Genomic DNA, 11,210 nt, shown 5'->3' on the forward strand with positions numbered 1-11,210 from the left:
TATAAATTAAATTGTAGTCAATTTAAAAAAATTTGCCTAGTTTGTTCATCCTTTTGCAGGTACCGCTGACCTCAAGATTGTTAGCAAGATCAGCAGCAAGCAACCGCCATAAAGACCAAAAGTTGCTGCAAAACTGAATTTTTCAAGCAGCCAGCCTGTCAACGGAAACAACATGATCATAATTAATGAGAACAGCAGATTAGCCACACTCAAGAGAGTTGCTCGCTGCGTCGAATCAATCAAATCATTATAGTAACTGCTGAAAATTGGTTCATTCAATGAAGTCAGACCAGTTGTTAACAAAAACACTAACAGGTAGATGGTCAATTGACCCAGCCAGTTCAGCAATAATAAGCCAGTTAAAGCTAAACTGAGCCCTAAAACCAGCTGGCGCTTAGAAACTTTTCGCTGCAACCAAGGAGCAGCTTTCATGACCGCAATATTAATCATTGCTGAGATAGCCAGCAAAGTAGAAATCAACCAGCCAGCAAAATGCTGGTTATCCATCAACGACTGAAAATAAAAATAATAAGTTGTGCAAAAACCATCAAATAAAGCTTGAAAAATCATTAAGTTGCGTAAAAGCGGCACATCACGCAAGGTCCGCCATGAAAGCTGGAGCAATTGCCAGAGGCTTTGATCAGCAGGCTGAGCTGATTGCTCTTCAGTCGCTCTTTTGCTAGGCTCCTTTAGCAAGCTAACGGATATTAAAGCTAGCAAGCTGACTAAAATCTCAATAACATACACTAAGCCAAAATGCCAGTGCACAAACAAACCAGCTAAAATTACTCCACTAGCATCAGCGAATTCAATGATCACATTTGTCCAGCTAATGACCTGCGGATAACGGTTACTCTGCTGATCAAGTTTCAACGAATCGTATAATAAAGCCTCCAGTGTCCCGGATTGAAGATTATAGGAAAGAGCACTGATCACAAAACTAATCACATCCAGCCAGAAGTCATGACTGATCAGCAGTAAAACCGCTGACAGAATTGCCATTAAACGACTGACAAAAAGATTGGCTCGATAAGAAAAGCGATCAGCTAATAAACCACTGGGAACTTCAAACAAGAAACTTGTCAAGTGAAAAATACTCTCACACCAGCCAATTTCAACTAAGCTTAAACCTTGCTGCTGCAAATAAATTACCCACAAACTGGTAATTCCAAAAAAGGCCAGTAGACTGTAGCTATAGCCGCAACTAATATTTCTTCGATATTTAATTTTCAAAATCAACACTCCAGTGAAGGGAAAATAATTTCCCAGATTTTTATGCATCCACTAGAGTGCTAAAACTGTTATGATACTATGCTGCATTGTGATCCACCCCTGCAAGCCACTCACCTCAAATTAAGATTATTAGTTAGATTTTATCATATTTTGAATTCAAACTGAAAACTAAATTATGTTAAAATCAACAAAGAAAGGACGAAAAACTATGATCACACTTGGCTTAACGACTTGGAGTGAACATCAAACGCTGATCAATCAGCCACGACCAACAACCTTGGCTGAATATGCTGCTTATTTTCCAACGGTTGAAGTCGATACCTTTTTTTATGGCATTCCAAAGGCTGCAACAATCCTAAATTGGCAAAAACAAGTCCCAGTGACTTTTCAATTTGTCATCAAAGCTAACCAAGCATTAACTGGTCAGGGGCAAGAACAGCTAACTGGCCAACAATTAAAAGAACGTTTCAAATTATTTGCCCAAGCGCTGCAGCCCATCAAAGCTGCCGGACAGCTTAAAACAATTCTCTGTCAGTTTCCGGCGACCTTTCAAGCGACCAGCCGCGATGTTGCTTATCTGCGCTTTTTCAGACTGATGCTGCAAGATTTTCCACTGACGCTGGAGTTGCGGCATCAAAGCTGGTATCAAGGAAAAAATGCTGCTGGACTAGTCAAATTCTGCCAAGAACAGCAGTATACGCTAGCGGCCGTTGATGAACCAACTGGTCAGCTGGAGTCAGTTCCATTTTATCCGGCAGTCACCACTAAATCATTGATGTTTTGGCGCCTGCATGGCAGAAATCAACTCGGCTGGCAGGCTAAAGGCAAAGACTGGCGCAAAAAACGGACGCTTTACCGCTATAGTCCGGCAGAACTAGCCGGCTTCAAACAAAAGCTGCTGCCATTTACAAAACAAGTCAAAGAGATTTGTGTGATCTTCAATAACAATTCAGCCGGGGATGCTGCCCCGAATGCCTTGCAGTTTCAAAAACTCCTAGGAATCACATTTACCGGATTGAACACTAAATCCCCCCGACAGATCGATCTGTTTTGAAACCCACACTTTAAAAAATAAGCAATTGTGGTTGATGGATCATTTTTTGCGGTTTTTCGCCTAAAATCGTGATCTGCTGGTCATTGAAGATAAACATTTAAATCCAATATACAATAAAACAAATAGCAGCCACTCAAACAGGATTTTTCACAGTTCACGTGGATTGCCTTCACTAAAACTTGGGACAAAAAGTAACCAACCAGCATGATCAAGCCACTAAAAATTTCCATGATAATCACGGTATTTTGTTTATTTTTTTGATTTGCTCAAATAACATATTTTTGCACTTTCAATTAAACTAAAATTAAGCTGTCAAAATCTGGCTTAATTGATGAACATTGCTGACCAAATGATCTGCTCCAGCAGATGTCAGTTCTCGCTGACTTCCATAGCCGTATAAGACGCCAATTGCCGTTAAATGGTTTTTCTTTGCACCTTGAATATCATATGATCGATCTCCAACCATCGCTATCTGCTGATTTGGAATTAATTTAGTCTGCTGCAGTCCATAGGTGATCACTTCAGATTTTTGCGCACGGGTACCATCTAAATTACTGCCGAAAATGTCATCAAAATATTGGCTTAAATTAAAATGATCCAAAATTTTAATGGCAAAGGGTGTTGGCTTGGCTGTGGCAACAAAAATTTGCTGATGCTGGCGTCTTAATTTTTTTAATAGCTCGGTAATTCCTGGAATCAGCCGAATATCATACATTCCCTGACGACTGTAGTATTCTCGATATTTTTTAATTCCTTTGACAGCATCTGCTTCGCTGAAATTATAAAACTTCATTAGTGAATCCTTGAGTGCCGGGCCAATAAATTTAGTCAAACTATTTAAATCCTGCACCTCAATTCCGAAAGCTTGCAGCGCATAGGCAACCGATTTAGTGATTCCAGCTTTGGGATCTGTCAATGTTCCATCTAAATCAAAAAAAATACTTTGATAAGTCAATTTTTTATTCCTCCTCTTTTTTTTATTTCAATTGTTGCTAGAGTTTAAAATTCAAGCGACTACTAGCTCGAATTAATGTCGGACACCGCCTGTCGAACCTTTTCTATCAAACACCATGCTCGAAAATACTTCGAAGATTAGTAAACAAAGCTGACTAGCGTGAACCATACTAAATCCTGCTTTCAGCAAAATTAATCGCTGTTTTCTTCATTATTTCTATTATACTAAAACATCCACGACAACATTGCCAGCTTTGAAAAATATTTGGTATAAAAAAAGACTGGAAATTAATTCAGTCTTTTTAGTAATTATGCTAATCCAATAATCATCCTAACCAGCAAAGTATTTAGCATCATTTTCGAAGCTGCGGCTTTTGAGCAATTAAAACATCAGCAGCTAATAAAGCATCCGTTCCATTAATTCCTGTTTTGAAAACTGAAAGCTTTTCTACCCTAACTGTTCTAAAAAACTTTTATACTCTGTTAAATGTTCAATATCAGTTATAACTAATTTGCCACCGCCTTGTAACTCTAATCATAATCTTGCACAGAAGAGCTTCCAGTGCACCGCACTAGCTAATTTTTGATTTTATTCTAGCAGCTGCAATCCCCTGCAAAGTTTCGTCCACTTTTATCACGGCTTTCTTTTGATCCCTTCTCAATCACATTAAATCTTGATTCTGTCGTAAAAAACAGCCCGCACAAGATGAATTTTACAAGTTTCAAATACCTTCATTTAGAACGGCTAAGCAATTCAAGTTTTCTGTTAGCCCTGTTCTTGTTTTCCCGCTTCATCTTGCCGGACTGTTATTAGGATAAGGGATTCTCAAACTCTAACCTCTTTTCTGCTACCTTAGAGATAGCTTTTTATGATCACAGCGTTTGCTATAATCCCTTACATCTTAAATTATATCTTATCTTGGCAACGATTGCAATCGCTTACAGTGAAGCGATAATCAACTTTTAAATTTACCCCTTCATAAACAAAAACTCTTAAACCAGTATCAACTGACTGATTTCAAGAGTTTTAATCTTCACTTGCTATTAATTTTATTTTAAACAATTCCTTTGCAGTAGCCAAAGTTAATTTGCACAACTGCCATTGAAACTTTAAAACAGGTTTTGCAAATCGGTTACGATATTGCTAAAGAATTGTTTAACTTTAGTCCATAAGCCTTTGTCATTTTTTAATTTATTAAAAATATTTTTAGCGTTGGCTTGAATGTTTTTAGATAGTTTGCCGGCTTGGTCTTTAAATGATTGATGATCCATTACTCCAGAAGCCGCAATTTTTTGCAGTAAACTGATAATTTGATTGGCCTGGCTTTGCGTAACAACGTTGTTCAAACCATTTTTCTTAAGTTCTTTATTAACGATATCAGCAATTTCCTGCCGACTTAAACTTGCTGGATTCTTCGTATTCGCAATTTCCTGCTTAGCACCGGCAACTGCATTATTTAATTGACTATCAGTATAGCCATCTTTATCCTTATTGGCTTGCGTAATGCTGCTTAGTAAATTCTGTTCGTTCTGGGCATTATTGATGTTTTTTTGACTCAGTGAATTCCCCGCGGCACTGTACGCGGCATAAACTCCAGCCAAAGCTCCGGAACCATCAATTGCACGTGGGCTGGTGACATAAATATTAGCATTCGTGATTCCAGCAGTTAACGCAGCATTTCGATACTGATTCTGGGTAATAGTCGTAATATTATTGGCGCCATTGTAGTCGACAATCTGCACATTTATTCCGCCATTATTAGTTTTTTGAATTAAAGCCGACGACCAGACCCCAGAATTGTCAGTAAAACTGGAGCCACTAGGATTTAAATACTGAACTAAATCAGCCCCATCAATAGTAATTGCTTGAACATTGCTGCTATCAACATTTGCAGCATTTTCCAAAGTCTGGGCAACTTCACTTCTCTCAGAACTAGTTAACGAGGTTCCTAGGGTCAAAACCGGTTGACTTAAAGTAACTTCACTTGAGCTTGATGAATCGACATTGTCGTCACTTGAACTTGCTGAATCAGCCGTATCGCTACTCGAGTTAGCTGCTGAAGAACTGCTGTTATTATTATTGATATTGACATTGATATTCGCATTTGTATTATTATCAGCAAAAGAGCGGTTTCCCTTAACTAAAACCGCGCTGCCAATTATTAGACCTAGCGATAACGCAAAAATCATTCTTTTGAAGTTCATTCGAATTACTCCTTTTTTATTCCTCAATAAAAACTTAAAAGATTTATTTTTATCAAAAGACCTTTTTTCCCTTATATCTTAAAAAAGTTTTACTGTCAAGCTTTACCAACTGCTTTTTAATCAAGCTTTAAGGAAATTGTTCAAAATTAGTCAAGAACTTTAAACAGTGTATAATAAACACATGAAAATTGTCCACTAAAAAGAGGAAAAATTTATGCAATTTAAAAGTCTTAAGGGTCCTTTAATATTAATTAGCGGATTGCTGCTCTTAATTATTTTTCTAGCTGTTTTCTCGCAAAACGTCAATCTTAATTTACCACAAATTTTTGATTCAACCAGCGATCGGAAGTTTTTGATTAATCAATTTCGAACAATCGGTCCATTAAGTTCGTTTGCTTTTATTATTATTCTGGCAATCGTCTCAGCGATCCCTGGCTTTCCTAGCTCCATTGTCGCCGTCACCGCCGGAATTTACTTTGGGCCTTGGCTGGGCTCTTGCTTAAATCTAATTGGCTTGGTGGTTGGTGTCGTCTTATCAGTATCAGTTATTCAACTGACTGATGATTTCAAAAAAAAGCGCACCATCAAACACAATCGCGTTTTAAATGATCTGCTGCAAATGAAGCACCAGAAAATTGGCTTAATAATTGGCTACGCTGTTCCGTTCATTCCGACAGTTTTAACCAATATTGCTGCTGTCAAATTGAAGACTAAGCTGTCAATTATTTTCACCTGTGCTTTAATCGGCAATCTTCCCGCAGCAGTGATTTATGCATTTTGCGGTAACTCACTACTCAGTGGAGATTACCAGCAAAGCTTAGCCATTGTTTCGCTTATTTTGATTTTGGCTTTACTATTGATCTTCATTCGCTACGACCGGAAAAAAATAACAAGCGGTTGAACAGATCTCAGCCGCTTATTGATTACCATTTTATTTTCAACCAGCTACCGGCAAAGAATAGCAATTGTTAAAACAACGCCCAACTCAAATCCCGGCAGAATAAAGGTCAAGCGGACATGGTTGGCACCGGCTTTCAATGGAAAAGCCAAGAAGATTTCCGCGACTGATCGAGTTTCGATCAACTGGTCAGCCACAAAAGAACTGGCAGCAATTGAAGTTACCTGTTGAATGTAACTAACATCTTGCTTAACCAGTCATTCGTGAACATTAATCCCAAAGTTCACTTGATCAACTAAATTTTGAACTGCTAAGTTACCATTAGTGTGCGTATTTAGATCTGCTTTCTCAGCAAAAATATGAAAAGCGGAAGCAATATCTAATGGATTGTTCTGAACCCCTGGAAAATCTTTGGCTGCTGTTCCCCCACTGGAAAAATCAGTACTGCTAGTACTAATTGCTTTGTTATTAAAAATAAACAAACTTGAAAATAAACAGATTAACCCAACTAAAAATTCATGTCTTAATTTTTTCATTTTTCTCCCCCAAAAGAATAAAAACATTTACATTATACAGGAAAATATATGTCGTGTTATTAGTGAACTAAGGCTTTTGAATAGTTATTGAAATCCTTATATATTGCTAAATAACTATTTGCGTATACGTTTTAAATGTTCTACAATAATACTTGCTTAATAATAAAATACACGGTAATTATAAAATATTGCTTAATATTGGACATTGTGATTTCTTGCAACTTTTTGAGAGGAAAAGCAGATGATAAAATTAAATCAGAACATTACTTTATTATCCCAAATAATTTCGAGTGACATTTTTATCTATCAACAAAGAATAATCCAAAGCACTGTCAAAGAAAAATCTTTTAATTTACAGCGAATCGTTGAAAAGTCCGTCAAGTTAGATCTAAAGGAAAATGTTCTTTTAATTTCAAAAAATGACAATTTTTTTCGTAATCGAATTTAGAATCGCGGAATATCTAATTTTGGTTGTGCCACACTTAAATACCACTAATATTCCACTTGATTTTCACGGATTACTTGATTTTGGCATCAAAATTAGCGAATCTTGTTCACTTTTATACCAATTGCTCTATAAGCTGCCAGCTCCAAAATGGAAATATGAATTTCAAACAAACAATTCTCCTACCAGAATGGAATTTCTTGGCAAAGCCAAAATAGAAAAGCTTTACAGTAACGAGCAAAAAATTTTTTCCGCTATGTCACATTTAGATGAAGCAGAGTTTACGCGAGCTTTACATTTGCCGACTTATACGGGCTATATTGGCAGCGCTTTTGAGGAAAAAGATTATGAACGGGGAATGCAGGATTCATTGATTCATTTCATGTCGATCTTGTTTTATGAAGGAATGAAGAGTAACAAGTTAGCTGTTGATCTAGTACTAAAAGTCCAAAATGATTTACTGGGGCGCATTGAATTTCGCACATCACTCAAACCTTTCATTCAAACTATGCAGGAACTGGCAACTGAATGTTTTATCGCTTTAAAAAAATAAAAAATATGACTAGTTTATCAATTGTTGAGCAGTGTGCACTCTATATTAAAAATTGCATTTATCGAAAAGTTACCCTGCAAAGTATTTCGAATTATTTAGGATATTCGCCAAGTACGATCAGCCATAAATTCAAACGTGAATATAATATGAGCATCAAATCATACATTAATTCACAAAAAATTGAAGCTGCTAAACATATGCTAGCAACTAATGCTTTAAGTCCTAGTGAAATTGCTAATTCCTTACACTTTAGTAATCAAAGCTATTTTAATTATGTTTTTAAAAATTTAGTGGGGATTTCGCCAACTGAATATCGTAATCAAATTCATTAAAAAAGCTCTTAAGCTGCTACAGAAGCAACTTAAAAGCTTTTTTACTAAACAAGAAATTTAATCATTTTCCATCAATAACCAAAACAGCAAGTAAACAATCAAACCAGGAAATGGTGTCAAAGTTAAAATTACCCAAATAACTCGCAGAACAGTTGGATCCCAATCATACTTCTCAGCAATGCCGCCTAGAACCCCAGCAAAAACTCGATTGGTTTTGGAACGTTTAATTGGTATATGCATCAAATCCCCCCCTTTTATTTCAGAATAAGCTATTTACGATTATAACGCACGGTTATAAGCTTCTAAATTTAACTGAAAATTCAAAAAAGCAAAAAAAATAGCCTTCATAAAATGGATTTCTAGCTCTAAATTGCTTGGTTTTAAATTGGCTAGTCAACTGCTAGCTCAATTTCTATTTAATGCACCATTTTATCAGGCTATTATCGCGATAAGGGATCTTCAAACTCTAACCTCTTTTCTATTACAGAAATAGTTTTTGATCACAGCGTTTGCTATAACCCCTTACACTTCGTATTATAATGGATCGAGTTGGTTTTTGCAAGCGGTTACAGTGTACATTACCCAAAAAGCTCCCAAACCTGCTATCAGTTTGAAAACTTAGTTATTCTTCACGACAATTTTTTAATAAACTGACTCTGATTTGCTAGCCACGGGGATACAATTTTCTCCTTGTATTTGTACCCTGTCTACCTGTTAATTCTTTTCTTTGATAGTTCAGTTGCATTTAATTAAATCTCTTTAAATTTCATTTTTAAATTATACCTTTTACAAAAAATTCTATTGATACAACGCAATTTTTCGTGTGCGGTTGCGGTAAGCAGTTGGCTTTTCGCCGGTTGCTTTTTTAAATTGCTTAATAAAGTAAGTGTCATAAGCAAAACCCGTTGCATCAGCGATCTCGTTTAAATTTAATCCGGTATGCGTCAACAACTCTTTGGCAATTTTTAACCGATATAACAACAAATACTTCATCGCTGTACATCCGTATCTTTTCTTAAATTCACCGTTTAATGTTTCACGATTCAAGAAAGACTGCTTAAGCAGCTCTTCTAAGGTAATTTTTTCAGCATAATTAGTCTGAATAAAATTCAAAGCTGCATTTAGCGGACGATTCTGATCGGCTTGCTGCTGTTCTTCAACTAAGGACAGCATTTCGATCAGATTTTTTTTGATTCGACAAACCCATTGCTCATCACTTTGGACCAAGATTTCAGCTCCGGCGGCTAAAAAATTATCGACAATTTTGCTATAGCTTTTATTATCTAGCTGATAAAAGCCAGCCCGATTAAAAGCCGAATGACGGGCAAACAACTTCATTCCAGCCTTGATGCTCGGACTTTTAGAAGTTAAATATTTACTATCACTGATGCGTAAAGTGCACAAAAATTCAGCAGAAAAACGAATTGTCGGTGTGGTAACTTTTTTTGCTTGTTTAATTTGCACTTGATCTTGATCAGTCAGGCATAAAAGGCACGGTGCTTGACAGCTAACATTGATTCCATTGATCACGGCCGAAAAAAATCCAGTTGAAATTAATGTTAATGTGTAGCCGGCAGAAAAAGGCAGCGTAGCTAATTTGCTCTGCGGGAAAAAATCGACATCAACGATTCGCTTTTTAAAATGATCGGCTTGCGGCATTATTAGTCCTCCTACAAAAAGTATAGTTAATTTCTTCATAAAACACATTATCAACCTGGTTGGTAATAACTATACTTTTATTGTAATTCAAATTAATCATTGGAGGTAATCAAATGACAGTTAAAGTGGCAATCAATGGTTTTGGGCGAATCGGCCGGCTGGCGTTGCGGCGGATCCAGGATGTCAAAGGAATCGACGTTGTAGCCATCAACGATCTGACCAACATCGAGATGCTGGCAAATCTGTTAAAATTCGACACGACGCAAGGAAAGTTCAACGGGACAGTTGCAACTGATGATCAGGACCTAGTGATCAACGGAAAATCAATCAAAGTTTTGGCTAATCCTGATCCAGCACAGCTTCCTTGGAAAGACTTAGGAATTGATATCGTCTTGGAATGTACCGGCTTTTTTACTTCGAAACAAAGGGCAGCCGCACATTTGACGGCCGGTGCTAAAAAAGTTTTAATCTCAGCTTTTGCCGGCAAAAATGTTCCAACAATCGTTTTCAATACTAATCAGCAGCAACTAACGGCTGACGAAAAAATTATTTCCGGAGCTTCTTGCACGACCAACTCATTAGCACCAATGGCCAAAGTTTTACATGATCAATTTGGGATCATTGAAGGTTTGATGACGACGATTCATGCCTATACTGGTGATCAAATGACCCTGGATGGACCGCACCGCAAAGGTGACTTCCGCCGAGCTAGAGCTGCCGCAGAAAATATCGTGCCAACTTCGACCGGCGCCGCCAAAGCGATCGGTCAAGTTATCCCTGAACTCAGCGGCAAATTAGACGGTGTTTCTCAGCGTGTCCCGGTCAAAGCCGGTTCGCTGACAGAATTATATACGGTGCTGCAAAAGCCGACCTCAATTACTGAAGTCAATCAAGCGATGAAAGCCGCAGCCAACGAATCATTCGGTTACAACACCGACCCGATTGTTTCTTCTGATATCATCGGCACCACTTATGGCTCACTGTTCGATGCAACCCAAACTAAAATCATGGAAGTTGCCGGCCGCCAGTTAGTAAAAACTGTTGCCTGGTACGATAATGAGATGTCATATACTTCGCAACTGGTCAGAACTTTGAAGTACGTGGCAGAACTGTAAAGATTTTGGATATTACAGAAAAATAATTCCTAAAAGAGTGGCAAAAGCTGCTCTTTTTTGGTTAAATTAAGGTAAATGGATTTATACTTTAGTTCAGGTGCAGGCTCAAATGCAGATTGGGGAAATAAATAATGGGTTATCTTCATTTTCAAAATGACTAGCCACTGCGATTTATGAATTTATAAAATATATATTAAAGTTAAGATTTACTTGGGAACAGCGTAAG

At 37.3% G+C, this 11,210-nt stretch carries 13 protein-coding genes; 7 read left to right on the forward strand and 6 right to left on the reverse strand.

What is annotated here, in order from left to right; translation table 11 throughout:
* Positions 1-45 precede the first annotated feature (45 nt).
* The gene (locus ON15_RS08060) at positions 46-1,233 is read right to left on the reverse strand and encodes an MFS transporter (RefSeq protein WP_010580990.1); all 1,188 of its coding nucleotides are present in this window, start codon (positions 1,231-1,233) and stop codon (positions 46-48) included.
* A gap of 208 nt (positions 1,234-1,441) precedes the next feature.
* On the opposite strand from ON15_RS08060, the gene ON15_RS08065 reads away from it, so the two are divergent.
* Positions 1,442-2,287 carry a DUF72 domain-containing protein gene (locus ON15_RS08065; protein ID WP_010580991.1) on the forward strand — a complete coding sequence of 282 codons (846 nt, stop codon included), beginning with the start codon at positions 1,442-1,444 and terminating at the stop codon, positions 2,285-2,287.
* A 304-nt stretch (positions 2,288-2,591) separates the two neighbouring features.
* Here the strand turns inward: ON15_RS08065 and ON15_RS08070 are convergent, their stop codons facing one another.
* Both ON15_RS08070 and ON15_RS08075 read right to left on the reverse strand, forming a co-directional pair.
* Positions 2,592-3,242, reverse strand: coding sequence for an HAD family hydrolase (locus ON15_RS08070; protein ID WP_010580992.1), 651 nt, complete (start codon positions 3,240-3,242; stop codon positions 2,592-2,594).
* A gap of 1,109 nt (positions 3,243-4,351) precedes the next feature.
* Complete coding sequence (locus ON15_RS08075; RefSeq protein WP_010580993.1) at positions 4,352-5,446, reverse strand: DUF1002 domain-containing protein; 1,095 nt, start codon at positions 5,444-5,446, stop codon at positions 4,352-4,354.
* Between the two features lie 214 nt (positions 5,447-5,660).
* On the opposite strand from ON15_RS08075, the gene ON15_RS08080 reads away from it, so the two are divergent.
* Together ON15_RS08080 and ON15_RS08085 are read left to right on the forward strand one after the other, a co-directional pair.
* Complete coding sequence (locus ON15_RS08080) at positions 5,661-6,347, forward strand: TVP38/TMEM64 family protein (protein WP_010580994.1); 687 nt, start codon at positions 5,661-5,663, stop codon at positions 6,345-6,347.
* Positions 6,348-6,365: 18 nt separating this feature from the next.
* A complete protein-coding gene (locus tag ON15_RS08085) occupies positions 6,366-6,575 on the forward strand; it encodes a hypothetical protein (RefSeq protein WP_026049546.1) in 210 nt (69 codons plus the stop codon).
* Positions 6,576-6,601: 26 nt separating this feature from the next.
* Here ON15_RS08085 and ON15_RS08090 read toward each other — a convergent pair whose 3' ends face one another.
* Entirely contained in the window at positions 6,602-6,880 is a 279-nt protein-coding gene (locus ON15_RS08090; RefSeq protein WP_010580996.1) for a hypothetical protein, read from the reverse strand.
* A gap of 241 nt (positions 6,881-7,121) precedes the next feature.
* Here ON15_RS08090 and ON15_RS08095 point away from each other — a divergent pair, with 241 nt between their 5' ends.
* Genes ON15_RS08095 through ON15_RS08105 form a run of 3 tightly spaced genes read left to right on the forward strand, consistent with a single transcriptional unit; the run spans position 7,122 to position 8,210 of the window.
* Entirely contained in the window at positions 7,122-7,328 is a 207-nt protein-coding gene (locus tag ON15_RS08095) for a hypothetical protein (RefSeq protein ID WP_010580997.1), read from the forward strand.
* Positions 7,329-7,347: 19 nt separating this feature from the next.
* Complete coding sequence (locus tag ON15_RS11645; protein WP_141567409.1) at positions 7,348-7,878, forward strand: hypothetical protein; 531 nt, start codon at positions 7,348-7,350, stop codon at positions 7,876-7,878.
* On the forward strand, positions 7,854-8,210 hold the full coding sequence (locus ON15_RS08105; protein WP_081580185.1) for a helix-turn-helix domain-containing protein: 357 nt from the start codon (positions 7,854-7,856) through the stop codon (positions 8,208-8,210). Before ON15_RS11645 ends, ON15_RS08105 begins: the two co-directional genes overlap by 25 nt.
* Before the next feature lie 57 nt (positions 8,211-8,267).
* Here ON15_RS08105 and ON15_RS08110 read toward each other — a convergent pair whose 3' ends face one another.
* Both ON15_RS08110 and ON15_RS08115 read right to left on the reverse strand, forming a co-directional pair.
* Complete coding sequence (locus tag ON15_RS08110) at positions 8,268-8,450, reverse strand: PspC domain-containing protein (RefSeq protein ID WP_010581000.1); 183 nt, start codon at positions 8,448-8,450, stop codon at positions 8,268-8,270.
* Positions 8,451-9,008: 558 nt separating this feature from the next.
* Complete coding sequence (locus tag ON15_RS08115) at positions 9,009-9,869, reverse strand: helix-turn-helix domain-containing protein (protein ID WP_010581001.1); 861 nt, start codon at positions 9,867-9,869, stop codon at positions 9,009-9,011.
* 113 nt (positions 9,870-9,982) lie between these two features.
* On the opposite strand from ON15_RS08115, the gene gap reads away from it, so the two are divergent.
* On the forward strand, positions 9,983-10,984 hold the full coding sequence (gene gap, locus ON15_RS08120; RefSeq protein WP_010581002.1) for a type I glyceraldehyde-3-phosphate dehydrogenase: 1,002 nt from the start codon (positions 9,983-9,985) through the stop codon (positions 10,982-10,984).
* Positions 10,985-11,210: the final 226 nt, after the last annotated feature.

Origin of the sequence: Liquorilactobacillus vini DSM 20605 (assembly GCF_000255495.1) — a bacterium.
In the GTDB taxonomy this organism is placed as follows: domain Bacteria; phylum Bacillota; class Bacilli; order Lactobacillales; family Lactobacillaceae; genus Liquorilactobacillus; species Liquorilactobacillus vini.